General features: G+C 71.3%; 20 protein-coding genes and 1 other RNA gene. 9 read left to right on the plus strand and 12 right to left on the minus strand.

Features of this window, described 5'->3' with window-relative positions; genetic code table 11:
* Positions 1-6: 6 nt before the first annotated feature.
* The 3 genes from GH740_RS10775 to GH740_RS10785 are packed head-to-tail and all read right to left on the minus strand — an operon-like array spanning position 7 to position 2710.
* Entirely contained in the window at positions 7-1035 is a 1029-nt protein-coding gene (locus GH740_RS10775) for an alanine racemase (protein ID WP_153746116.1), read from the minus strand.
* Positions 1032-1691, minus strand: a complete 660-nt coding sequence (locus tag GH740_RS10780; protein WP_153746117.1) for an alanine racemase C-terminal domain-containing protein — start codon at positions 1689-1691, stop codon at positions 1032-1034. Before GH740_RS10780 ends, GH740_RS10775 begins: the two co-directional genes overlap by 4 nt.
* A 2-nt stretch (positions 1692-1693) precedes the next feature.
* Entirely contained in the window at positions 1694-2710 is a 1017-nt protein-coding gene (locus tag GH740_RS10785) for a sugar-transfer associated ATP-grasp domain-containing protein (RefSeq protein WP_172978356.1), read from the minus strand.
* A gap of 173 nt (positions 2711-2883) precedes the next feature.
* Here GH740_RS10785 and GH740_RS10790 point away from each other — a divergent pair, with 173 nt between their 5' ends.
* On the plus strand, positions 2884-3903 hold the full coding sequence (locus GH740_RS10790; protein ID WP_153746119.1) for a sugar-transfer associated ATP-grasp domain-containing protein: 1020 nt from the start codon (positions 2884-2886) through the stop codon (positions 3901-3903).
* A 4-nt stretch (positions 3904-3907) separates the two neighbouring features.
* Here GH740_RS10790 and GH740_RS10795 read toward each other — a convergent pair whose 3' ends face one another.
* The 3 genes from GH740_RS10795 to GH740_RS10805 form a co-directional block, all read right to left on the minus strand.
* Positions 3908-4606 carry a coenzyme F420-0:L-glutamate ligase gene (locus tag GH740_RS10795; protein ID WP_367641478.1) on the minus strand — a complete coding sequence of 233 codons (699 nt, stop codon included), beginning with the start codon at positions 4604-4606 and terminating at the stop codon, positions 3908-3910.
* Positions 4603-6000, minus strand: a complete 1398-nt coding sequence (locus GH740_RS10800) for an RNA polymerase sigma factor (protein WP_367641479.1) — start codon at positions 5998-6000, stop codon at positions 4603-4605. The genes GH740_RS10795 and GH740_RS10800 overlap by 4 nt, the downstream gene beginning before the upstream one ends.
* A 238-nt stretch (positions 6001-6238) precedes the next feature.
* A complete protein-coding gene (locus GH740_RS10805; RefSeq protein WP_153746120.1) occupies positions 6239-7171 on the minus strand; it encodes a proteasome assembly chaperone family protein in 933 nt (310 codons plus the stop codon).
* 100 nt (positions 7172-7271) lie between these two features.
* Here GH740_RS10805 and GH740_RS10810 point away from each other — a divergent pair, with 100 nt between their 5' ends.
* The 3 genes from GH740_RS10810 (at position 7272) to sucB (ending at position 11958) form a co-directional block, all read left to right on the plus strand.
* Complete coding sequence (locus GH740_RS10810) at positions 7272-8747, plus strand: leucyl aminopeptidase (protein ID WP_153746121.1); 1476 nt, start codon at positions 7272-7274, stop codon at positions 8745-8747.
* Complete coding sequence (gene lpdA, locus GH740_RS10815) at positions 8744-10117, plus strand: dihydrolipoyl dehydrogenase (protein WP_153746122.1); 1374 nt, start codon at positions 8744-8746, stop codon at positions 10115-10117. The genes GH740_RS10810 and lpdA overlap by 4 nt, the downstream gene beginning before the upstream one ends.
* A 65-nt stretch (positions 10118-10182) precedes the next feature.
* The gene (gene sucB, locus GH740_RS10820) at positions 10183-11958 is read left to right on the plus strand and encodes a 2-oxoglutarate dehydrogenase, E2 component, dihydrolipoamide succinyltransferase (RefSeq protein WP_153746123.1); all 1776 of its coding nucleotides are present in this window, start codon (positions 10183-10185) and stop codon (positions 11956-11958) included.
* Between the two features lie 9 nt (positions 11959-11967).
* On the opposite strand, the gene GH740_RS10825 is transcribed toward sucB, so the two are convergent.
* Entirely contained in the window at positions 11968-13251 is a 1284-nt protein-coding gene (locus GH740_RS10825) for a hypothetical protein (RefSeq protein ID WP_153746124.1), read from the minus strand.
* A 115-nt stretch (positions 13252-13366) separates the two neighbouring features.
* Here GH740_RS10825 and GH740_RS10830 point away from each other — a divergent pair, with 115 nt between their 5' ends.
* A complete protein-coding gene (locus GH740_RS10830; protein ID WP_153746125.1) occupies positions 13367-14077 on the plus strand; it encodes a DUF4191 family protein in 711 nt (236 codons plus the stop codon).
* 6 nt (positions 14078-14083) lie between these two features.
* On the opposite strand, the gene GH740_RS10835 is transcribed toward GH740_RS10830, so the two are convergent.
* Entirely contained in the window at positions 14084-14512 is a 429-nt protein-coding gene (locus GH740_RS10835) for an RDD family protein (RefSeq protein ID WP_367641480.1), read from the minus strand.
* A 127-nt stretch (positions 14513-14639) separates the two neighbouring features.
* On the opposite strand from GH740_RS10835, the gene glnA (GH740_RS10840) reads away from it, so the two are divergent.
* Complete coding sequence (gene glnA, locus GH740_RS10840; protein ID WP_153746126.1) at positions 14640-16064, plus strand: type I glutamate--ammonia ligase; 1425 nt, start codon at positions 14640-14642, stop codon at positions 16062-16064.
* Positions 16065-16358: 294 nt separating this feature from the next.
* Here glnA (GH740_RS10840) and GH740_RS10845 read toward each other — a convergent pair whose 3' ends face one another.
* From GH740_RS10845 to GH740_RS10855, 3 genes are read right to left on the minus strand one after another with little or no spacing between them, the layout of a single operon-like run.
* Positions 16359-19349 carry a bifunctional [glutamine synthetase] adenylyltransferase/[glutamine synthetase]-adenylyl-L-tyrosine phosphorylase gene (locus tag GH740_RS10845; RefSeq protein ID WP_153746127.1) on the minus strand — a complete coding sequence of 997 codons (2991 nt, stop codon included), beginning with the start codon at positions 19347-19349 and terminating at the stop codon, positions 16359-16361.
* 7 nt (positions 19350-19356) lie between these two features.
* The gene (gene glnA / locus GH740_RS10850; protein ID WP_153746128.1) at positions 19357-20694 is read right to left on the minus strand and encodes a type I glutamate--ammonia ligase; all 1338 of its coding nucleotides are present in this window, start codon (positions 20692-20694) and stop codon (positions 19357-19359) included.
* A 38-nt stretch (positions 20695-20732) separates the two neighbouring features.
* The gene (locus GH740_RS10855; protein ID WP_153746129.1) at positions 20733-20954 is read right to left on the minus strand and encodes an SPOR domain-containing protein; all 222 of its coding nucleotides are present in this window, start codon (positions 20952-20954) and stop codon (positions 20733-20735) included.
* Positions 20955-21071: 117 nt separating this feature from the next.
* On the opposite strand from GH740_RS10855, the gene ppgK reads away from it, so the two are divergent.
* On the plus strand, positions 21072-21836 hold the full coding sequence (ppgK, locus tag GH740_RS10860; protein WP_153746130.1) for a polyphosphate--glucose phosphotransferase: 765 nt from the start codon (positions 21072-21074) through the stop codon (positions 21834-21836).
* Between the two features lie 115 nt (positions 21837-21951).
* On the opposite strand, the gene rnpB is transcribed toward ppgK, so the two are convergent.
* Positions 21952-22318: RNase P RNA component class A (gene rnpB, locus GH740_RS10865), an RNA gene on the minus strand.
* Between the two features lie 155 nt (positions 22319-22473).
* Between rnpB and GH740_RS10870 the strand changes: the two genes are divergently transcribed.
* Together GH740_RS10870 and GH740_RS10875 are read left to right on the plus strand one after the other, a co-directional pair.
* Positions 22474-23136, plus strand: a complete 663-nt coding sequence (locus GH740_RS10870; RefSeq protein ID WP_253941377.1) for a cell wall protein — start codon at positions 22474-22476, stop codon at positions 23134-23136.
* A gap of 3 nt (positions 23137-23139) precedes the next feature.
* On the plus strand, positions 23140-24900 hold the full coding sequence (locus tag GH740_RS10875) for a DUF4012 domain-containing protein (protein ID WP_153746131.1): 1761 nt from the start codon (positions 23140-23142) through the stop codon (positions 24898-24900).
* Position 24901 lies beyond the last annotated feature (1 nt).

Raw genomic sequence — 24901 nt, forward strand, 5'->3', positions numbered from 1 at the left:
CCCCCGTCAGCGGTAACGGCGCGGCAGCCGCGGCGAGATCCGCAGCACGACCTGTTCGCCGATCGTGCCGAGAAGTTCCGCGACGTCGGTCGCCGACAGCGGTGCGCGGCCGCCGAACAGGGCGACGTCCTGGCCCGGGGCGGCGCCCGGCCACGCCTCCACGATGGTCGTCGTCTCGGCGACAGTGCGGACACGGCGCGGTCCCCCGGGCGTGCCCGCGTCCAGGTGCCCGGCCAGACGCGAGTCCAGTCCGTCCAGGCTTCCGATCGCCAGCGTCACGGCGTCGCGGGTGACGTCCGCGACCGGCGCGACGAGGGTCGCGACAGGCAGGATCCCGAGTTCGGCGTCGGACGGGCCGCCGGAGGGACGGATGCCGTAGGCGTACGCCCCGATCCGGACCAGATCGAACCGGAACTCGGCGCGCGCGAACCCCGCCGCACTGGCGGCCAGATGCCGCAGCAGAGGGCGATTTCCGAATGCCGCGGCCGCCTCGAGGAACTGGGCGCGCGACGCGTCATCCTCGGCATCCGAGGATTCGGCGATGTGGCTCCACACGCCCACGACGCGCAGGGACCCGGATGCCTCGGCGCGGCACGCCTCGGCGACGGCGTCGCTCCACTGCTCGGGACGGATGCCGTTGCGATGCAGCCCGGTGTCGACCTTGAGGTGCACCTGTGCGACCGTGCCCGCGGCGGCGGCGCGCTCGGCGACCATCGCCAGCAGCGGTCTCGTGCCCACGCCCAGGTCGATGTCGCCGGCGAGGGCCGCGTCGGCGTCGGCGGGGCCGTACACCGTCCACGCAATGACGCGGGCATCCGGTCCGGCCACCGCCCGCACGCGCAGGGCGGTCGCGACGTCGAATGTGCCGAACCAGTCCACGCCGGCGTCGACGGCGGCACGCACGACCGGCTCGAGTCCGTGGCCGTACGCGTCGTCCTTCACGACCAGCAGGTGGCGTGCGGGGGCGACCGTCTCGCGGATCCGGCGCAGATTCGCGGCGAACGCGCCCATGTCGACGTCGAGGCGGGCCGTCATCGGACGTCCTCCCGGCTCGCGCGCGCGCCGGCGAGGCTCACCATCTCCGCCGCGCGCATCCCGGTGGCCGCCTCCCAGCCCGCGAGCGACGGCTCGCCGCGCCCGGGGTCGCCGAAGAACACGACGTCGGCGCCGGGTGCCGCGTGGGCATCCCCGAGCTCGATCACACACGCGTCCATCGCGACCCGGCCGACGATCGGCAGGCGGTGCGCGCCGACGCGCACCCACGCGCGGTTGCCGACCTCACGGACGACCCCCTGCGCGTACCCGCCGGCGACAAGACCGACCACCGTGTCGCGGGCGGCACGGAACGTGTACCCGTACGACACTCCCTCGCCGGCGCGCAGCGTCTTCGTGCTGAGCAGGCGCCCGACCAGCGACAGCACGGGACGCCCGTCGCCGCCGGGCAGCCCCCACAGCGTCCGCGGCTCGGCGATCTCCGCACCCGGAGCCAGCGTGACGGCGCCCGCTGACAGCGCCCCCGCGTCGACAAGCACCCGCAGTCCCGCCGCCGTCACAGTCTCCGCACAGGCCGCCAGCCCATGTCCCCACGCGTCGCGGCGCAGGTCCGCGTACACGGCGCCGGCCGCGCGCAGCCGGTCGGCGTTGGCGCGCAGCGCGGCGTGCGCGACGAGCGCGCGAACGGGCTCGGTCATCGCTACCAGGTCATCACCGCTTCGTGCTCGGGCCGGGAACCGGTCCGGATGCCGGTGGCTGTCACGCGCGTCTCGTAGAGGCCGGGGATCCAGTTGCCCTCGATCAGCAGCGGCCCGGTGGGGCCGACCGCGACATCCCATCCGACGTATGGCACCTCGGGCACGACGCGGGCGGCCTTGTCGATGAGTGCGACGACCTCGTCCCACAGCGGGACCTGGAACTCGGTGATCGACGCGCCCGAGTCGGGATGCACCGGGTAGAAGGTGTTGTTCTTGCCGGAGTGGCCCTGGCCGACCGAGCGCCCCTCGTGGTCGAGCATCGTGAAGAAGCCACCCCACGTGAACTGGTCGCTCACCGCGCCGCGCCCGAACTTCTGCACGCGCGACACTATGTGCACGTCGGTGCCGTCGAAGTAGGAAACCAGGCGCGTGGTGTTCACGGTTCCGGGGCAGTAGGAGGCCAGCACGGGATGCTGCACGATGGCCTCCTCGACCAGCAGCTGTCCCTTCGCGACCAGCTCCGCGTGGAACGCGGTCCAGTCCTGCACGTCGGCGGCCTGGTAGCGGAACACGCCGTGGCCCTCGCGGCTGACCGGCTCCTTCGCGATGAGGACGGGATGCCGCGCCGCGAACCGCTCGAGCTCGGCGGGCCCCGCCTCCTCGAGGTCCAGCCACTCCCGGCCGGTGAGCTCCGCGAACCGCCTGTGGAAGCGGCGCTTGTCGGCGAACACCTCGGCGGCCGCCGGGTCGTTGAGCCTGTTCGCAATGTGGTGCTGGATCAGCGACGTCATGAACGTGCGGCGCTCACACCGCGACAGCGCAGCGAAGTCGGCCTCGTAGTAGTCGATGAACGCGGTGTCGCAGAACGCGGCCGACCACAGCATGTCGACGGCCACGGCGGGCATCCACTTTCCCTGCTCGCGCGCTATCTGGCGGGCGAACGTCGTCACGCGGGAGGGACGGAAGCGCCGCACCCGGCCGACGAAGTAGTTCACGCGCGCAGACAGGTCGATCTTCATCGGAAACGGGGTTGCCTTCCGTATCGGTGGGTCGGGATAGCAGCGTGCGGGCGTGGTGTCGGACGCCCGTCGACGTGGCCCGCGGGACCGATCCAGCATAGCCGCGGCGGCCTGCGCGGCCGCTGACACGCGCCGCGGCGGACCCCCGAGATGTGCGTGCTAGCGTCGAGCGCATGGGTCATTTCGCCATGCGGCTGCGCTATCTCGCGGACCGTGCCCGTCACCTCAGCCCGGCGAACCTGAGGGAGTTCACCGAGCAGGTGCACCGCGTCTCGAAGGCCCCGACCCCGGTCATCATCGCCGACATGCTGTGGTGCTCCGTGCGCTACGACATGGGCTTCCGGGATTATGCCGTGTGGGACATCCGGCTGCTGAAGGGCCGCGAGCGGGCCACGTGGATGACCCACCCCAAGTCGTTCCGCATCACGAAGCTTCTGAACAGCCCCGATGCGAAGCAGCTCGTGGAGGACAAGCCTCGCTTCTACCGCGATTTCGCCGACGACATCCACCGCGACTGGATCGACCTCGCCGACGCGGACACCGACGCGGTGGACGCATTCCTGAAACGACATGAACGGGTGCTGGCGAAACCGTCGAACGGATTCGGCGGCGCCGGGATCGACGCGGTCGACACCGCCGGCATCACCGACGTCGCAGCGTGGCGCGACGCGCAGACCGAGCGCGGGCAGACGCTCCTGGAAGAGCTGCTGCCGCAGCATCCCGAGCTGTCGGCGCTGTATCCGGGCAGCGTCAACACGATCCGGCTGATCACGTTCCTGGACCGGGACGGCGGCTTCCACGTGCTCGCCTCGGTGCTGCGGATCGGCAACGGCGGGGTCATCGACAACTTCGCCGGCGGCGGGATGTTCACGATGCTCGACGACGACGGCGTCGCCCTGTACGCGGGCGTCGACAAGCAGAGCCACGTGTTCCAGACGCACCCGGCGACGGGTGTGCGGATCGCGGGCTTCCGAGTGCCGATGTACGCGGAGGCCGTCGCGTTCGTGGAGCGGCTCGCACGTCGCCTGCCGCAAATCCCCTACATGGGCTGGGATATCGCCATCACCCCGACCGGCCCTGCCGTCATCGAGGCCAACCACAACTCGAGCGTGTTCCAGATGAAGCCGACCGTCTCCGGGGTGCGGACCGGACTGCTCGCCCGCTACCGCGACGCGACCGGCCTGGACCTCTGACCGTTCAGGCGGCGCGCACGATCCCGAGCGGCGTGGACTCGTGCCCCTGCCCGAGCGGATTGTCGCGGAGGATAGCGACCAGACGCTGCTCGCCGGCGCGGTCGAGCGTGGACCCGAGGATGTTGCCGCCGAGGTCGTTGATGTCGACCACGGCCACGTCGCAGTGGCCGCCCACAAGCGCCTTCAGGTGCGCGGCGACCTCCCGGGGCCGATCCGGGCCGAGCACGACCGCCTCGTTGTACGGCGGGATGGTGTGCTTCGTGGGTCCGTCGATCGCACGGGCCCGCTGCCCCGCGATGCGGTAGAAGTCGCCCTTGCGTCCGAACGCCTTGGTGACGGCCGCGACGGCGGCGGCGAACAGGATCCGCGGCGTGCCGCACTCGCGCAGCGCCATCTCCATCGTCTCGGGCATGCCGAGTCCGATGCCGTACGGCGTCTTCGTGACGTACTTCGCGAGGAACGACGCGAGCCGGCGGGGCCGGATCTCGGCGACCGGGAACGACCGGCCCTGCGTGATGGCGACGATCTTCTCGGTGACGAACAGCACGTCGCCGGGCCGCACCTGGTCAGCCGCGTACTCCGCGATGAAGCCGTCGAGGTCGTCGCCGGGCATTACGACCCGGGTCCGGATCGGGATGCGCGCGTACGACGCCCCGCCGACGGTGACGGTCAGCGCCTTGCCGGCGTTCGCGCCGCCGCTCACTCGAGGTAGTCCCGCAGCGACTGCGACCGCGACGGGTGCCGCAGCTTCGCCATCGTCTTCGACTCGATCTGACGGATCCGCTCGCGCGTCACGCCGAACGTGTCGCCGATCTGGTCGAGGGTCTTGGGCTGGCCGTCGCCGAGTCCGAACCGCATCCGGATGACGCCCGCTTCGCGCTCGCTGAGCGAGTCGAGCAGCGCCTCCAGCTGCCGCTGCAGCATCGTGAAGCCCACGGCGTCGGCGGGGACCACGGCCTCGGTATCCTCGATGAGATCGCCGAACTCGCTGTCGCCGTCCTCGCCGAGCGGGGTGTGCAGCGAGATGGGCTCGCGCCCGTACTTCTGCACCTCGACCACCTTCTCAGGGGTCATGTCGAGCTCCCGGGACAGCTCCTCCGGCGTGGGCTCGCGGCCCAGGTCCTGCAGCATCTGCCGCTGCACGCGGGCGAGCTTGTTGATGACCTCGACCATGTGGACGGGGATGCGGATGGTGCGCGCCTGGTCGGCCATGGCGCGGGTGATCGCCTGACGGATCCACCACGTCGCGTACGTGGAAAACTTGAAGCCCTTCGTGTAGTCGAACTTCTCGACCGCACGGATGAGACCCAGGTTGCCCTCCTGGATGAGGTCCAGGAACTGCATCCCCCGGCCGGTGTAGCGCTTCGCGAGCGAGACCACCAGGCGCAGGTTCGCGCCCAGCAGGTGGCTCTTCGCGCGCTGGCCGTCGCGGGCGACCCACTGCAGGTCGAGGCCGAGCTTGGCCGACTTCTCCGCGGCCGACATGTGCGACAGCTTCTCCTCGGCGAACAGTCCCGCCTCGATGCGCATCGCCAGTTCGACCTCTTCGGCCGCGTTCAGCAGCGGCACCTTGCCGATCTGCTTCAGGTAGTCCTTCACGGGGTCGGCCGTCGCGCCGGTGATCTGCGTGGAGTAGACCGGAACGTCGTCCTCGTCCTTCGACGAGATCACAATCGCGCCGGAGGGCAGCGGCTCGGTGAACACCTTCTTCTGGCCGGCCGATTGCTCGTCGTCGTCCTCGTCGTCGGCATCCTCGTCGGCGGGCGCGGCGGCCTTCTTGTCCTTCTTCGCCTGTGGCTCGCCCTCGGCGGGCTCGTCCTCGGCGGCGTCCGCGTCCGACTCCTCATCGAGGTCGACATCCTGGTCCTCGAACTCCTCGTCGGAGGCCTTCTTGGCGGAGGACTTCTTCTTCGCGGGCGCCTTCTTCTTGGCGGCAGGCTCGGCCTTTGCCGCGGTCTTCTTCGCGGGCGCCTTCTTGGCCGGGGTCTTCTTCGCCGGTGCGGTGGTCGCCGTGGCCGCGGCCTCGGTCGCCGCGGCCTCGTCGACGTCGGTGTCCTTGGTGCGCGAGCGGGTGGTGGTCTTGGTGCCTGCGGTCACGTTTCGCCTTTCACCGGAAGCGTGTCCCCCACTCCCGGCCTTCTGTGAGGTTGTTCGGACACTAGTAAGACCCTTGTCAAGTCCATCCGGCGGCGAGGGCCTCGGTGAGGAGGTTCTCCGCGCGGACGCTGACAACGGGTCGGTTCCCCATTGTCTCACATCCTGCGCATCACGCCGGACGCTCCGACATCGGGTTCCTTCGTGGAAACGTCCGGTCCGCGCGGGATATTCCGCGGGGTCAGCCGCGCGCGCCGCCCTTGTCGTCGTCCGGTGACGGACGGGTGGCCAGGAACCTCTCGAGCTCCGCCGCGAGCTCGTCGGCGCTGGGCAGATCGCCGGTGTGCACCATCGGCACCGCCTGCGTGGTCGACCCGGCCATGTACGCGTCGTAGCGGTCCTCGAGGCCGTGCAGCATCCGGGTGAGCTCCTCGTTCTCCTCCACCTGCTCCTGCACGCGCTGCAGGAACTCACGGTTGCGCTCGCGCAGGTCGTCGCCGGTGAACACAAGCCCGGTGGCGGCGGTGATGCTGTCCAGGGCAGCGAGTGTGGCAGCGGGATACTCGGTGTCGCCGAGATAGTGCGGCACCAGCAGCACGAACCCGGCCACCGGCACGTCCGCCCGCGCGAACCGGAGCTCGAGCAGGTGCCCGATGGTCCCCGGCACCTGCGTGTGCGGGCGCCACACCGAGTGCGCCTCGGTGAGATCGCTGCGCGTGCCGCTGACGGTGGTCCCGATCGGCCGGGTGTGCGGGACCGGCATCGGGATGGCCTGCACCCACGTCACCGTGGACACGCCGTACTCTTCGGCGAGCGCGAGCACGTCGCGCGCGAAACGCTCCCACACGAAGTCGGGCTCGTACCCGGCGAGCAGCAGGAACGGCTGACCCAGGGCATCCCGCACCAGCGAGAGCTCCAGACGCTGCGGCCGGTACTCCGTGACGCGCTCGCCGTCGAATGTCACGAGCGGGCGCCGCGCCCGGTAGTCCAGGAGGATGTCGTTGTCGAACACGGCGAGCGGCAGCGCATCAAGATCGTCGCGCATGACGTCGATAAGCTGCGACACGGCATTGCCGGCGTCCGTGAATCCGGTCAGCGCGATGACCAGCGGAAGACCCCGCGGCACCGGCGGCGCGGATGCCGCACGCTCGAACAGCGGCGCATACTGGGGCATGCTCCCACTCTAGGAGGCGGCGGGCGGAGCCGGGACCGATCCCGCTCACAGCGAACACGGCTGCATGGGCGCCGCGTATCCCGCTCTTAGGATGGAGCACATGCCGTTCCCGACCCTGGAGCACAGCAGCTCTTCCATCCGTGATTCCGATGCCGACGTCCTGATCCTCGCGCTCCCGCCCACGGACGATCCGCCGGCCGAGATCGACGGATTCCCGGGACTGGCCGCCGCGCTGACGGTGATCGGGTTCACCGGAACGGCCGGGTCGGTGCATCGCGTGTCGGTCGGGGACCTCCCCGGTCGCGCGATCGCCGTCGTCGGCACGGGGGCCGAGCCGACCGCGGATGCGGTCCGGGATGCCGTCGGGGCGGCGCTGCGCACGCTCACCGGATTCGCGCACGCGGCCGTGGCCGTCCCGGGTGCGGACGCCGCGACCCAGCGCGCCGCCGCCGAGGGCGCGATGCTGGGCGGCTACTGGTTCGACGACTACAAGACCGGCGAGGACCGCAAGCGCCCCGCGGGCGCGGTGACCGTCCACGGTGCGGACCTGACCGACGCCGACGTGGAGTGGATCACGCAGGCCGCGGCATCCGTCGCCCTCGTGAAGGACCTCACCACCACGCCCGCGCAGTGGCTGGGCCCGCAGGACCTCGCGCAGCGCGCGGTCGACGCCGTCGCGGGTCTCCCTGTCGACGTCACGGTGCTCGACGAGACGCAGCTGGCCGAGGGCGGCTACGGCGGGATCATCGGCGTGGGCCAGGGCTCGGCGCGGCCGCCGCGGCTCGTGCGGCTCGAGTACGCCCCCGCCGCCGCGGACCGTCACGTGGCCCTCGTCGGCAAGGGCATCACGTTCGACACCGGCGGGCTGTCGCTGAAGCCGGCGGCATCCATGGTCGGGATGAAGGGCGACATGGCCGGTGCCGCGACGGTGCTCGCGGTGATCCGCGCGGCCGCCGCGCTGTCCCTGCCCGTGCGCGTCACGGCGTGGATGTGCATCGCCGACAACATGCCGTCGGGCTCCGCGATCCGCCCCGGTGACGTGCTGCGCACCCTCGGCGGGACGAGCGTGGAGGTCCTGAACACGGATGCCGAGGGCCGGCTGGTCCTCGCCGACGGCCTGGTTGCCGCGAGCCGGGAGAACCCCGACGTGATCATCGACGTCGCGACGCTCACCGGCGCCATCAGCGTGGCCCTGGGCACCCGGCACACCGGTGTGATGGGCGACGAGGAGGCCGTGTCGGAGTTCCTGGATGCCGCGCAGCGCACCGGCGAGCTCGCGTGGCCGCTGCCGCTCCCGGCGCACATGGAGAAGGAGCTGGACTCCTCCATCGCCGACGTCCAGAACGCGAAGATCGGCGACCGCTCCGGCGGGTCGCTGTTCGCGGGCCTGTTCCTGCAGCGCTTCGTCGGTCGCCGCGACGACCGCACCGACGCACCCCGTCTGCCGTGGGTGCACCTCGACATCGCCGGATCCGGCGAGAACCCGGGCGCCCCTTACGGATTCACGGACAAGGGCCCGACCGGCTCGACCGTGCGGGCGCTCATCACATTCCTGCAAGGAGCGGAACAGCGATGACAGAACACACCTACGACGTCGTGGTCCTCGGCGGCGGCAGCGGCGGCTACGCGGCCGCCCTGCGCGCGGCGGAACTGGGCAAGAGCGTTGCCCTCGTCGAGCGCGACAAAGTGGGCGGCACGTGCCTGCACCGCGGCTGCATCCCGACAAAGGCGCTCCTGCACGCCGCCGAGGTGGCCGACGCGGCCCGCGAGGCGGCGTCGTTCGGCGTGCGCGCGACGCTCGAGGGCATCGACGTCGCCGGCGTCCGCGCCTACCAGGAGGGCATCGTCGCCAAGAAGTACCGAGGGTTGGAGGGCCTGATCAAGGCGCGCGGCATCACGGTCGTCGCAGGCGACGGGATGCTGCAGCCCGACCGCACCATCACCGTAGGCGACGACGTGCTGCGCGGGACCGATGTCGTGCTCGCCACGGGGTCGTACAGCCGGAGTCTTCCGGGGCTGGAGATCGGCGGCCGGATCATCACGAGCGAGCAGGCGCTGACGCTCGACGAGGTGCCGGCCACGGTCGCCATCCTCGGCGGCGGCGTGATCGGCGTCGAGTTCGCCAGCGTGTGGCGCTCGTTCGGCGCGGAGGTCACGATCATCGAGGCCCTGGACCACCTGGCGCCGAACGAGGACGTCGCGCTGAGCAAGGGGCTGGAGCGCGCGTTCCGCAAGCGCGGCATAGCGTTCTCGCTCGGAGTGCGGTTCGCCTCGGCGACGCAGACCGATGACGCGGTCACCGTCACGCTCGAGGACGGCAAGACGTTCGAGGCGGACCTGCTGCTGGTCGCCGTCGGACGCGGTCCCGCGACGTCGGGGATGGGCTTCGAGGAGGCCGGCGTGGTCCTCGAGCGCGGGTTCGTGCGCACGGACGAGCGCCTGCGCACCGACGTGCCGGGGGTGTGGGCCGTCGGCGACATTGTGCGCGGGCTGCAGCTGGCGCACCGCGGCTTCCAGCAGGGCGTGTTCGTGGCCGAGCAGATAGCGGGCCTCGACCCGCTGCCCGTCCCCGAGGCGCACATCCCCCGCGTCACGTACTGCAGCCCCGAGCTCGCATCGGTCGGGCTCACTCAGGCCCAGGCGGAGCAGGCCCACGGTGCGGACGGTGTCCGCGCGTATGAGTACAGCCTGGCGGGCAACGGGAAGAGCGAAATCATCGGCACGACCGGGCTCGTCAAGGTGGTCCGTCTGGTGGACGGGCCGGTCCTCGGCGTGCACCTGCTGGGCGACCGGGTCGGCGAGCTCATCACGGAGGGCCAGCTCGCCGTCGGGTGGGAGGCGAACCCCGAAGACATCGCCCCGCTGATCCATGCGCACCCCACGCAGAGTGAGGCGCTCGGCGAGGCGTTCCTCGCCCTGGCGGGCAAACCGCTGCACGCGCTCTGACCGGCGTGCGCACGGGCGCATCACTAAGCTAGGAATGACAGATGGCTTCTGAAGGAGACACACCCATGAGCACTTCCGTGGTCCTCCCCGCGCTCGGCGAGAGCGTCACCGAGGGAACGGTCACCCGCTGGCTCAAGAACGTCGGCGACACCGTGCAGGAGGACGAGGGTCTGCTCGAGATCTCCACAGACAAGGTGGACACGGAGATCCCCTCCCCGGTCAGCGGGGTGATCGAGGAGATCCTCGTGGCCGAGGACGAGACCGTCGAAGTCGGCGCCGTGCTGGCGAAGATCGGTGACGGGTCCGGCGCCGCGCAGGAGCCCGCCGCCGAGCAGCAGCCCGCCGCCGCTCGGGACGCCGCTCCCGCTGAGGAAGCCGCTCCCGCTGAGGCGCCCGCGCCGGCCGAGGAGCCCGCGCCGGTGACCACGCCGTCCGCGGGCGGCGCCCACGACGTCGTGCTGCCGGAGCTCGGCGAGAGCGTCACGGAGGGCACCGTCACCCGCTGGCTCAAGCAGGTGGGCGACAGCGTCCAGGTCGACGAGCCGCTGCTGGAGATCTCCACGGACAAGGTCGACACGGAGATCCCGTCGCCGTTCGCCGGCGTGATCCAGGAGATCCTCGTGGCCGAGGACGAGACCGTCGCCGTGGGCTCCCCGCTCGTCCGCATCGGCGACAGCGAGGGCGCTGCGACGGCCGAGCCCGCGCAGTCAGACGCCACCGCACCGGCGGCATCCGCGCCGCCCGCGTCAGCATCCGCGCCCGAGGCGGCTGCTCCGGCTGCCCCTGCTGCTCCCGCACAGCCCGCTCCCGCCGCGCAGCCAACCGCACCGGCCGCCCCGCAGCAGGCCGCACCCGCCGCACCGCGGCAGGCCGCGCCTGCTGCCCCGGCGCCCCAGCCCGCCGCGCCCGCCCGGCCGGCCCCGGCGGCGCCGGCCGGCGACGAGATCACGTACGTCACCCCGCTGGTGCGCCGACTGGCTCAGCAGCAGGGTGTGGACCTGTCCACGGTGACCGGCACCGGTGTCGGCGGACGCATCCGCAAGGAGGACGTCCTGAAGGCCGCCGAGGCGGCATCCGCCCCGGCTCCGGAGCCCGCCGCCGCACCCGCGCCACTGGAGGTCTCCCCGCTGCGCGGAACGCGGCAGCCGATGTCGCGGCTGCGCAAGGTCCTCGCCGAGCGTGCCGTGGCCTCGATGCAGCAGACCGCACAGCTGACGACAGTGGTCGAGGTCGACGTCACCCGGCTCGCCGCGCTGCGCGACCGCGTGAAGGCGGACTTCCTCGCCAAGACCGGGACGAAGCTGTCGTTCCTGCCGTTCTTCGCGATCGCCGCCACCGAGGCCCTGCAGGCCTACCCGGTGATCAACGCGACGGTGGACGGCGACGAGATCGTGTACCCACCCTCCGAGAACCTGTCGATAGCCGTCGACACCGAACGCGGGCTGCTCACGCCGGTGGTCCGGGATGCCGCGTCGAAGAACATCGCCCAGATAGCGCACGAGATCGCCGACCTGGCCGCTCGCACCCGCGACAACAAGCTCAAGCCCGACGAGCTGGGCGGCGGAACGTTCACGCTGACCAACACCGGGTCACGGGGGGCACTGTTCGACACGCCGGTCGTGTTCCTGCCGCAGTCCGCGATCCTCGGCACCGGCACTGTGGTCAAGCGCCCCGGAGTCGTGTCGGTCGACGGCCGGGACGCCATCTCCATCCGGTCCTCCGTCTACCTCGCGCTGTCGTACGACCACCGCGTCATCGACGGCGCCGACGCTGCACGCTTCCTGGCCGCAGTCAAGGCGCGCCTGGAAGCGGGCGCCTTCGAGGACGTCCTCGGCATCTGAGAACCGCACTCATGGCTGCGGCGTGACGTCTCGTACATCGCGCAGCAGCCATGAGCCGTCTTCGCGCACGACGACGATGAACTGATCGGCTTCCGCGCCGTCGCGGGGGTGGACCCGCAGCACGGCCGCGCCACCGAAGTCGTCCAGCAGCGTGAGGGTCCGCGCCTCGTCCGGCAGCTCGACCGCACCGCCCGCGAGCTCGGCTCGCGGGTCCTCCTGCGTCCTCGCCCGGCACGACCGGTCCGCGCACGCCCTCCGGGCGCGCAGCAGCGCCGCGGTCGCCGCGGTGACCTCGGCCCCGGCATCCGGGGGCGCCGTCGCCGTCGGCGTCACGCGCGGGGGCGTCCGCGTGGCGGAGGGCGTCGGGCTGGGGCCCTCCGCCGTCGCCGGCGGATCGTCGCCCGGCGCCCACAGCAGGCCCACGCAGAGGACGACCGCGCCGACGACGCCCGCAAGCAGCACGGGATGCCGGCGGCGGCCGGGACGGTCCGCGCGCACCCGGCGCCACAGCGCGGTGAGGGCCCCGGACGCGAGCTCGGCCAGCGACCGGTCCACGTGCGGGACCAGCGGCTGCCACCACGGCGTGCGCTCCCCCACCTGCGCCGCCTCCGGTTCCGCCGGCACGATGTTCGCCGTCCGGCGCGGGTGTTCCGACCGGAGCACCGTCGTGGCCAGCGGCTCCGGGGGCGCAACCGCGAACAGCCCGGCCTCGACGTCCTCGATCCCGGCCCGCACGGCGCGGGGATCGGCGACCCGTTCCCGTGCGGCATCCATCGCGTGTACCAGCGCGGGCCCCGCCCCATCGCACAGGGCGAGCAGGATCGCATCCGCGGCCTCGCCGGCGGGCGGTCCCTCCCCGCCGACGAGAAGAGGACGCCCGTCCTCGGCGAGCCACCACTGCGCACCGCCCGTGTCGCCCGCGGACAGCGCCTCGGCCGTGCCGCGCAGCACGCTCACCGCGAGCGTGACAGCCTCCCCGTCCGACAGCGGGATGCCGGCCCCGGCCCGTCGCGCGAGGAAGCCGTCGACTCTCTCCGTGCACACGGGCAGCACCGCGAGGTGGCCCTCCGCGCAGCGGATCAGATCCCGAGGCGCGGCGATGTGCCCGTCGGAGGGCGCGCGCCACGTCCACATCCCGTCCAACTCGCGCACCTCCACGAGCATGCAGGTCGCACCGTCGATCACGGCGAGCCACCCCGGCCACGGCGCACCCGGCGGCTCAAGCCGCCGGATCCGACGGCCACCCGTCGTCAGCGCGCCGCCGCGGTCCGGTGGGATGTCGGGATCCGTCATACCCTCAGGGTCCCGGGAACGACGTCCGCTGCGAGCGCCTGGCGACCGATCTGGGGAGGGTTCAGCGGCAGCCCCCGGCTGGGGAGGATCCGCCGCAAAAGGTAGGCTGGAGGGTATGGCCGCTCGCAGTACCCCCGCCGAGAAGAAGCCGAACTTCTTCTCCCAGCTCAAGTCCCTCTTCGTGTTCACGAAGGACGTCTTCCCATGGTTGCCGTGGGCTCTGGGCGGCATCCTGCTCGCCGGCATCTGGGTGGGCATCCTGATCGGCTTCCTGATCCCGCCGTTCGCGATCTGGAGCATAGTGCTGTGGGGCGTGACCGGCCTGCTGTTCGGCATCCTCGTCTGCCTGATGACGATGACGAGGCTGTCGACGCGGGCCATGTACCAGAAGATCGACGGCCGTCCCGGCGCCGTGGGCCACGTGCTGTCGACGTCGCTGGGCCGCGCGTGGCAGGCCGCCGAGACGCCCGTGGGCGTGAACCCGAAGACGCAGGATGCCGTGTACCGCACGGTGGGTCGCGGCGGCATCGTCGTGGTCGGCGAGGGTGCGCGCGGGCGGCTGACGCGGCTCATCAACGAGGAGCGGTCCAAGGTGAAGCGCGTGGCCAGCGGCGTGCCGATCACGGTGCTGTACGTGGGCCACGGCGACGACGACGTCGCGATCGGCGACCTCGCGAAGACCATCAAGAAGCTCCCGAAGGCCATCAACCGGCCGACGCAGGCCGCGGTGATCAAGCGCATCGACTCGGTGTCGCAGTCGCTGGCGTCGCTGCCGATCCCGAAGGGCATCGACCCGATGCGGGCGCGCGCGCCGCGTCCGCGCTGACCGGTCTCAGACTCGCAGCAGGACGGTGCCGGCGGCCTTGTCGTGCAGGCCGCGGTGATCGGCATCCCACACCAGCACGGGAATGATCAGGAACAGCAGCGCTGTGCGTACGACCGGGCGCCACACGCCCACCCAGCCGCCGCCGAGCCGGGCCAGGCGCAGACCCATGATGCGGTGCCCCGGGCTGCCGCCGATCGTCGGGATGAACAGGATCTGCACGGCCGCGAACACGATGTTCGTCGCCCACGGGTCCGCGACGAGGACGCCGGTGACCGGGTCGGTCGAGTGGAAGAACGCGTAGCCGATCAGGGCCGCCGTCGCGACGTCGATCGCCAGGGCCGCCAGGCGCCGACCGAACCGGGCGACGCTGTTCGGGCCGGAGGCGGGAAGGCCCAGACGTGCGCCGGGATGGGTGGGGGCTTTCGCGTCGGGCACCCGTCCAGCCTAGACGGCCGTGTAACACGCCGGAAACATTCGGGACATGACCGGGCAACGCGGCCCCGGTAGCGTCGTAGCCATCCGCCCCCGCGGATTCCACCGCACCCGACACTGCTGGAGAGACATGTTCAAGGATCCCGCCGAGGTGCTGTCGTTCATCAAGGACGAGGACGTGAAATTCCTCGACATCCGGTTCACGGACATGCCTGGTGTGCAGCAGCACTTCAACATCCCCGCTTCGACCGTCGACGAGGAGTTCTTCAGCGTCGGCCAGCTGTTCGACGGGTCCTCCATCCGCGGGTTCGCCAGCATCCACGAGTCCGACATGCAGCTCATCCCGGACGTGACGACGGCGTACGTCGACCCGTTCCGTGAGGCGAAGACGCTGATCATGGTGTTCGACATCTACAACCCGCGCACCGGCGAGATCTACCCGAAGGACCCGCGGCAGGTGGCCAAGAAGGCCGAGAAGTACCTCGCGTCCACGGGGATCGCGGACACTGCGTTCTTCGCCCCGGAGGCGGAGTTCTACATCTTCGACGACGTGCGCTACGAGGTGAAGCAGAACGCGAGCTTCTACGCGGTGGATTCCGAGGAGGGCGCGTGGAACACCGGCCGCGAGGAGGAGGGCGGCAACCTCGGCAACAAGACGCCCTTCAAGGGCGGCTACTTCCCGGTCGCGCCCGTCGACAAGCAGGCGGACCTGCGCGATGACATTAGCCTGAAGCTGATCGAGGCGGGCCTGGTGCTCGAGCGTGCGCACCACGAGGTCGGCAGCGGCGGGCAGGCCGAGATCAACTACCGGTTCGACACTCTCGTCGCCGCCGCCGACGACATCCTCAAGTTCAAGTACATCGTCAAGAACACGGCAGAGCAGTGGGGCAAGACCGCCACGTTCATGCCCAAGCCGCTGTACGGCGACAACGGATCCGGGATGCACACGCACCAGTCGCTGTGGCTGAACGGGTCGCCGCTGTTCTACGACGAGAAGGGCTATGGCGGGCTCAGCGACGTCGCGCGGTGGTACATCGGCGGCATCCTCGCCCACGCGCCGGCCGTGCTTGCGTTCACGAACCCGACGCTGAACAGCTATCACCGGCTGGTGAAGGGCTTCGAGGCGCCCGTCAACCTCGTCTACTCCGCCGGCAACCGGTCCGCGGCGATCCGGATCCCGATCACCGGGTCGAACCCGAAGGCCAAGCGCATCGAGTTCCGCGCGCCGGATGCCTCGGGCAACCCCTACCTCGCGTTCGCGGCGCAGCTGATGGCGGGCCTCGACGGCATCAAGAACCGCATCGAGCCGCACGAGCCGGTCGACAAGGACCTGTACGAGCTGCCGCCCGAGGAGGCCAAGGACATCCCGCAGGTGCCGAACTCCCTGCAGGACTCGCTGGACGCGCTGGCCGCCGACCACGCGTTCCTGCTCGAGGGCGGTGTGTTCACGCCCGAACTTATCCAGACCTGGATCGAGTACAAGATCGAGAACGAGATAAAGCCGCTCGCGCAGCGCCCGCACCCGTTCGAGTACGAGCTGTACTACGGCGTGTAGGCGTCACGGCACACCGAGGAGCCCGCTCCGGCATCACGCCGCGGCGGGCTCCGTCGTGCGCGGCCCGTGCCGTGTGTCGGGTTCGTCTCGCACGACGTGCGGGATGGATGCCGCAGCATCCACATCTTCTGCGGCCGGCCGACGACGGTGTCGCACAAACCGCGAGATATGTGTTCCCGAACTCGCACCTTCTGCGACCGCATCGTGAGCGTGTCGCACAACGTGCGGGATGGATGCCCTGCATCCCACATCTACTGCGATACGTCCGCGGAGCACACGGCGCGCAAGAACCGGTCACCCGTAGAACAGCTGCTCGAAGACGCGGCGGGCGCGGCGGGATGCGCGCATCCACGCCTCCTCCACAGCCGTCGCCGAGCGGGGCGGGTACCCCAGCAGCCGCCCGATGCCGTCGAGCTGACGGCGGTCGGTGGGAAGCACGTCGCTGGTCTGCCCGGTCAGCAGCGTGTTCGCCGACCGCAGCCGGCTGGCCAGCCGCCACGCCTCGCGCAGCCGCTCCGCGGCCGGCTCCTGCACGAGACCCGCCCGCGTCGCGGCATCCAGCGCCTGCAGCGTCGCCGTCGTGCGCAGCTCCGGCAGCCGATGCGCGTGCTCCAGCTGCAGCAGCTGCACGAGCCACTCGACGTCGCTGAGGCCGCCGGGCCCGAGCTTCAGATGCCGCTCGGGGGCAACACCCTGAGGCAGTCGTTCCGCCTCCACACGCGCCTTGATCCGCCGGATCTCCCGCAGCGCCGCCTCCCCCACCTCGGCGGGGTAGCGGACCTCGTCGGCAAGGCCCATGAAGCGGGCGACGAGGTCCTCGTCGCCGGCGATGCCCCGCGCGCGCAGCAGCGCCTGCGCCTCCCACGACACCGACCAGCGCCGGTAGTACTCGCGGTAGGCGTCGAGGCTCCGCACGAGCGGGCCGTTGCGCCCCTCTGGCCGCAGATCGGCGTCCAGCTCCAGCGGGACACGGTGGTCGTCGGAGTGCGCGCGGAGCTCCGTGACCAGTCGCCGCGACAGCTCCTGCGCCCGCTGCGGCTCCAGCGGGCCGGCCTCCGAGACGAACAGCACGTCGGCATCCGACCCGAACCCGAGCTCCGCCCCACCGAACCGGCCCATCGCGATGATCGCGAACCGCAGCCCGGCGTCGTCGGCCGGCACCACATCCCGGTACACGGCGCGCAGCATCGCCTGGATCGTCACCTCGGTGATCGCGGTCAGCGACCGGGCGAGCTCCTCCAACTCCAGCACGCCGAGCACCGTCGCCATCGCCGTGCGCAGCAGCTCCCGGCGGCGCAGGCCGCGCACCGCACGCGCGGCGACGGCGATGTCGGTGTGCCGGGTCCGGATCGCCCGTGCCTCCTGGTCCAGTACGTCCGCGGGCCGCGGCCGCAGCCGCTCGTCGTCGTCGAGCCACGCCACCGATTCGGGGATCCACTCCATCAGCTCGCCGATGTACCGCGAGCCCGACAGCACCCGGGTCAGGCTCTCCGCCGCCCCCGACGAGTCACGCAGCATCCGCAGGAACCACGGGGTGTCCCCGAGCCGCTCGCTGATCCGCCGGAACGCCAGCAGGCCGTAGTCCGGATCCACCCCCTCCCCGAACCAGTGGATCATGATCGGCATCAGGTGCCGCTGGATCGTGGCCTTACGGCTCAGACCGCTCGTCAGCGCCGCTATGTGGCGCAGGGCCCCCGCGGTGTCCGCGAACCCGATGGCGGCCAGGCGGTCGCGCGCCTGCGCCGTGGACAGGCTCCGCTCCTGCTCCGGCAGCGCCGCCACCGCCGAAAGCAGCGGCCGGTAGAAGAGGCGGATGTGGATGTCGCGGACCTCGCGCTTGACCTGCTCCCACAGCGCCCACACGGCATCCCCGCCGTCCGCGAGCCCGCTTGCCCGCGCGAGCACCCGCAGCTCCTCGCGCCGCGACGGCATCAGGTGCGTGCGCCGCAGATCCCGCAGCTGCAGCCGGTGCTCGAGCACCCGCAGCGTCCGGTAGTCCCGGTCGAACGCGGCCGCGTCCGCACGCGAGATGTACCCCTCCTCGACCAGCGCCTGCAGCGCCGCCAGCGTCCCCGGCTGCCGGATCGCCGCGTCGGTGAGCCCGTGCACGAGCTGCAGCAGCTGCACCGTGAACTCGACGTCGCGGATGCCGCCCGGGCCCAGCTTCAGCTGGTACGGGACGTCCTCGTCCGGGATGTTGTCGGTCACCCGCTCGCGCATCCGCTGCACGTTCTCCACGAAGTCCGCGCGCGCCGCGCTTCCCCACACGCGCTCGTGCACGGCCGTGACGTACTGGGCGCCGAGGCCGGCGTCCCCCGCGATCGGGCGGGCCTTCAGCAGCGCCTGGAACTCCCAGCTGTGCGCCCACCGGTCGTAGTACGACACGTGCGAGGCCAGCGTGCGCACAAGCGCCCCCTGCGCGCCCTCCGGCCTCAGATTCGCGTCGACCGGCCACAGCGGCGGCTCGACCTCCATGCCGTCGATGCCGCGCATCGTCTGCACCGCGAGGCGCGTGGCGATGTCCACCGCACGCCCCTCGGCGAGATCGGCGCCGTCGCCGACACCCGCGACGAAGATGACATCCACGTCGCTGACGTAGTTCAGCTCCCGGGCGCCGCACTTGCCCATCCCGATGATCGCGAGCTGCGTGGCGGCGACGTCCGCGCGGGGGTACAGGCCGAGCGCACCGCCGGCGGCGACCCGGGTCCGCGCGACGCACAGCGCCGCCTCCAGCGCGGCGCCGGCCGCGTCCGCGAGGGCCGCCGATACCGGTGCGATCGCCGCGATCGGGTCCTCGACGAGCAGGTCGTGCACGGCGATGCGCGCCAGCATCCGCCGGTACGCCACGCGCAGTGCGACCCAGGCGTCCTCGGACCCGGCCGCGGCGAACCCGTCCTCCGCGCCGACGGCGGCGGTCAGCTCGGCAACGAGTTCCGCCGCGGTGGGCAGGCCGTCACGGGCGACGGTCAAGTCGGCAAGCTCCTCGGGATGCCGCAGATAGAAGTCCGCGAATCCGCGCGACGCGCCCAACAGTGCCCACGTCGCACGCGCGCCGTGCGGATCGCGCAGCGTCGCGGCCACCGGCGGGGCATCGCGACGAGCGACGCGCAGCATCCCCTCCAGCGCGGCATCCGGGTCCGCGGCCGCCGCGGCGCCCTCGGTGAGGGCTTCCCGGCGCACTCCGGTCGCCGCGCTCAGCTCCGCGAGAGCGCCGTCGGCGTCAGCGAGCCGGGTGAACCCGAGCCGTGCGAGCGCGGTGAGTCCGGATGCCCGATCCGCCGCCATGCGCGTCCTACAGCATCTCGAGGTTGCGCTGCAGCTCGAACGGAGTGACCTGCGAGCGGTACTCCTCCCACTCGCGACGCTTGTTCAGCAGCACGTAGTTGAAGACCTGCTCGCCGAGCGTCTCTGCCACCAGTTCGGAGTCCTCCATGTAGTCCAGTGCGTGCTCCAGGCTCGACGGCAGCGGCGCGAAGCCCAGCGCGCGCCGCTCGCCGGCGCTCAGGGACCAGACGTTGTCCTCGGCCTCCGGGGGCAGCTCGTACCCCTCCTCGACGCCCTTCAGCCCCGCGGCGAGCATGAGCGCGTACGACAGGTAGGGGTTGGCGGCCGAGTCCAGTGCGCGGTACTCCACCCGCGACGACTGGCTTTTCGTGGGCTTGTACATCGGCACGCGCACGAGGGCCGACCGGTTGTTGTGCCCCCAGCAGATGAAGCTGGGCGCCTCGTCCCCGCCCCACAGCCGCTTGTAGGAGTTCACGAACTGGTTCGTGACCGCGGCGATCTCATTCGCGTGCCGCAGCAGCCCGGCGATGAACTGCCGACCGACCTTGGAGAGCTGATACTGCGCGCCCTCCTCGTAGAACGCGTTGAAATCGCCTTCGAACAGGGACATGTGCGTATGCATTCCGCTGCCGGGCTGGCCCGAGAGCGGCTTGGGCATGAACGTGGCGTACACGCCCTGCTCGATGGCGACCTCCTTGACCACGGTGCGGAACGTCATGATGTTGTCGGCGGTGGTCAGCGCGTCCGCGTAGCGGAGGTCGATCTCGTTCTGACCCGGGCCGCCCTCGTGATGGCTGAACTCCACCGAGATTCCGAGGTCCTCCAGCATCCGCACCGACCGGCGGCGGAAGTCGTGCGCGGTGCCGCCGGGCACGTTGTCGAAGTACCCCGCCGAGTCGACGGGGACCGGGCCCTTCGCGCCGAACTTGGACGACTTCAGCAGGTAGAACTCGATCTCCGGGTGGGTATAGAACGTGAACCCGGCGTCAGCCGCCTTCGCGAGCGTGCGCTTGAGCACATGCCGGGGGTCGGCGACCGCAGGCTGGCCGTCCGGCGTCGTGATGTCGCAGAACATACGCGCGGTGGGGTCGATCTCGCCGCGCCACGGCAGGATCTGGAACGTCGTGGGGTCGGGATTGGCGAGCAGGTCGGACTCATAGGAGCGGGTCAGCCCCTCAATCGCCGAGCCGTCGAACCCGATGCCCTCGGTGAAGGCCCCCTCCACCTCGGCGGGCGCTATCGCGACGGACTTCAGCGTGCCGACGACATCCGTGAACCACAGCCGGACGAACTTGACGCCGCGTTCCTCGATCGTGCGCAGCACGAAGTCTCGCTGCTTGTCCATGCTCTCCCCTTCGCCGGCGACGTGTGTCGTCGTGCCTGTCAGCGGTCGGTGCCGTCCTCGCCGGAGTGCTCGCCCCACGCGTCCTCGCGGCGCTCGTCCTCTTCCCATTGACGGGAGCGTTCGCGGATGATCTCGGGCGCCCGCGCGGCCTCCTCGGCCGTGTCGAACGGGCCGGCGCGGTCGGGGGCGGGCGTCTGCATTCCCCGCTCGACCTGCCCGGTGCGCAGGTTGTACCAGAACTTGTCGTCCTCGTCTGCCATGCTCGCTCCTGATATGCCGTGGGGGTCTCCCGCGCACGCGGGTCGCTCTCGATCCTACTGAGCGCGGACCCCGATTCACCGGCGTCATCTCGGACGACGTCTGGTTACGCTTGACGCATGGCATCGAAGACGACACGTGCTGTCGGCGTGGACATCGGCGGCACCGGGATCAAGGGCGGCATCGTCGACCTTGCCAAGGGCGAACTGGTCTCCGAACGCATCAAGGTCGCGACCCCGAAGGGCGCCAAGCCGTCGGACGTCCTGTCCGCCGTGAAGGAGGTCGTCGGCACTCTCGAAGTCGGCGATGACGACGGGATGCCGCTGGGCGTGGCCTTCCCCGCGATCGTCAAGCGCGGCCGCACCCTGTCGGCGGCGAACGTGTCCGAGGAGTGGATCGACTTCGAGGCCGAGAAGTTCTTCGAGGACGGCCTGGGCCGCGCCATCCACTTCGCGAACGACGCGGATGTCGCCGGTGTGGCCGAGGTGCGGTACGGGGCCGCGCGCGGCAAGGACGGCCTGGTGATGCTGACCACCCTCGGCACCGGCATCGGCACCGCGATGATCTACGACGGGATGCTCGTCCCCAATTCCGAGCTCGGCCACCTGCAGCGGGCGGGCCACAAGCGGGACGCCGAGTGGTACGCCGCGTCCTCGGCGATGGAGCGCGAACAGCTCAGCTGGAAGAAGTGGGCCGTGCGGCTGCAGTGGTACTACGAGTATCTGGAGTTGCTGTTCAGCCCGGACCTGTTCGTGGTCGGCGGCGGCGTCTCCAAGAACGCCGACGACTTCCTGCCGCTGCTCGATCTGCGAACACCCGTGATCCCGGCCGTGCACCGCAACAACGCCGGCATCATCGGCGCCGCGGCCCTCGCCGCCGACTGACCCCGCCGCCGCGCGGCGTGTTCACATCACAGGAGAATCGGCGCCGACGGGCGCGACACGCCGCGTGAGGCATCCCGGGCGCACGATCGTCCTGTGAGACGGACCGGAGGGAGGGCGAATGGGCCGGCCTGTACGCCGGGTTCTGTCCGGGGGCCGTGTGGCCCCGTGGATGGTCATCTCTCTCGGCGGCACGTTGCCGTGACGCTCCAGCAGCCTACCCGGGGACTCGGCGGGCCGCGTCATCATCCCCTGTCTGGCCTTGCTCCGGGCGAGGTTTGCCGTGCGGGTCGCGTCACCGCGACCCCGGTGGTCTCTTACACCACCCTTTCACCCTTACCGGCTCGCGCCGGCGGTCTGCTCTCTGTGGCACTGTCTCGCGGATCACTCCGGGTGGGTGTTGCCCACCGCCCTGCCCTGCGGAGCCCGGACGTTCCTCGGCGCGCACCGAAACCGGCGCGCGACGCGACCATCCGGCCGACCCATTCGCGTCCCCGAGCCTAGCGCCTGATGCCGTGAGGACGCCCGGCACCCTACGTACCGCCCGCGCTTCTGCGATACGATCAGCGTGCACCCCGACTGGGGAGGGTGCGACCGACCATGGGGATGGTCGGATTGATGCCTTACTGGGGAGGCAGAGATGATCCGCAAGACCATGGCGGCCGTGGCGGTCGCCGGTGTTCTGATGCTCGGCGGTGCACCCGCGGCGTTCGCGCACGGTGCCGGCGCCGACGATTCCAACTACACGCCGCGCACGCCCACGCAGCCGGGCCTGGCCGGGTCCACAGCGACCAGCGAGTGCAACGGCGACGTGCCGTGGATCACGTTCCGGGTCGTGATGGCCGACCCCGATGGTGTGGCGCGCAGCCACGAGGCGAAGCTCGTGCTCACGGACGGTACGCACACGTACACGCGCGACCTCGGTCCGCTCGTGAACAACACGCTGTCCGGGCGCACGCTGTGGCCGGGCGCGAAGGTCGACAGCCGCGGTGCCGGCATCGCCTGGCCCGGCTGGGAGGTCGTAGGCGGCGTGCAGACCCAGACCGGCGGCAACTTCGGCTGGACGCGCGGCCGCATCACGGCGACGCTCACCGTGAACCCGGAGCTCGTCGTACCGCTGTCCTACCCGGTGGCGACGTCGGGCTGCGCGGCGCCGAAGGCGGTCTCGTCCGCGGCGATCCTTCCCGGCATCCTCCCGGCGACGGGCCTGAACATGGCCCTCGTGCCGATCGCGATCGGCGGCGGGATAGTGCTCCTGGTGGGCACCGGTCTCCTGCTGGCACGTCGCCTGCGGCGCAGCTGACCGATGGCGGGCACGGCTGCCGAGCGTCGCGGACGCCGGCTCCCCTGGCACGTCCTCGGGCTCGTCCTCGCGGTATGCGTGCTCGCGGCCGCGGCGGCGTGGGTGGGCGTGCGCGCCCTGATGGTGAAGAACGAGGTCGACGCCATCCAGTCCCTGACATCGCAGATGACGGATGCCGTCGCCGCGCGCAACCTCGGGCGGATCGGCGCCGTCAACGCCGCCCTCGGCGCCCACACGCACAAGGCCGTGGCCTTGACCGGCGATCCGCTCTGGGCCGCCGCGGAGCGGCTCCCCGTGATCGGGCCGAATCTCGCCGCCGTGCGCACCGCCGCCGTGGCTCTGGACACCGTCAGCACCCGGGTCGTGTCGCCGGTCCTGCGCATCGCCAGCACACTCACCGACAGCGCGGATGCCACGCAGCTTCGCCGGACCCTGTCCCCCGGCGGTCCCCTGCAGGACGCGGCGAGCGCCCTGCACGGCGCCGCGCGGTCGCTGGCGGCGATCCGGTCCACGGGGCTGATCCCGCCCGTCGCCTCCGGCGTCGACCGGCTCACCGCGGGTGTCCGGCACGCCGACGACATCCTCCGCCCCCTCGCCGCATCGGCGTCCGCCCTGCCCGGCCTGCTGGGCGCCGACGGGCCGCAGACGCTGCTCGTGATGATCCAGAACCCCGCCGAGCTGCGCACCGGCGGCGGGATCACCGGCGCCTTCGTGCAACTGCACGCCGACGCCGGAAGGATCACGCTGCAGATGATGCGCGACTCGACGGCTTTCACGCACCGCACGACGCCGATAGCGCCGGTCCCCGCGCCGCTGTCCGCACTGTACGGCGACGTCGTGGGCCGCTTCGTGCAGGATGCCTCGATCCCCGCCGACTTCGCCCTGACATCCCGGCTCGCGGCGGCGTGGTGGACCGCGCACGGCGGCGCGACGCCCGACGCGGTGATCTCCATCGACCCGATGGTCCTGCAGGCGCTGCTGGCCGCGACCGGCCCGGTCACGCTGCCCGACGGCACCGAGCTGAGCGCCGGCAATCTCGTGCAACGCGTGCTGGTCGACCCGTACCTGACGATGACCTCCGGGCAGCAGAGTGTGTTCTTCGCCCATGCGACGACCGCCGTGTTCGAGCGCCTGTTCGAGCGCGGGCTCTCCCCCGTGCAGTGGGCGCAGGCGCTCGTGCAGCCGATCCAGGACGGGCGGGTCTCGGCGTGGAGCGCCGACCCGCGTGTCCAGACCGAGCTCGCCACAAGCCCCCTCGGCGGGCCGCTGGTCCGGCAGCGGCTCGCCGGCGGCGGTGCGTACGCCGTCTACTTCAACGACAACACCGGCGGCAAGATGGCCGGCTACCTGTCGACCGCGATCAGCACCGCGCAAGGCGTGTGCCGCGCGGACGGCAAACGCAGCGTCGCGGTCTCGGTGTCGCTGACGAGCACCGCCCCCGCCGACGCGGGCACCATGCCGATCAGCATGACCGGCGGCGGCCTGTGGGGTGTGGGTGCCGGCGACATCGGCATGAACGTCACGGTGGCCGCCCCTGCAGGCGCGTACTACGACGGGGTCACTATCGACGGCGTTCTGGCCGCGTCGGTGAACGTGGATGCTGAGGGTCACCCGAGCAGCATCACCCACGTGAATCTGCAGCCCGGAGAGACGAACGTGCTGACATTCCGGTTCGTGGTCGACCACGGACAAGCGGTGCGGATCGTGCACACGCCGATGCTCACCGCCCCCGCGGTGTCGACGACGACACTCGCCTGCGGGTGAC

The sequence above is a fragment of the Microbacterium sp. SYP-A9085 genome, assembly GCF_009649635.1.
Classification (GTDB): domain Bacteria; phylum Actinomycetota; class Actinomycetes; order Actinomycetales; family Microbacteriaceae; genus Microbacterium.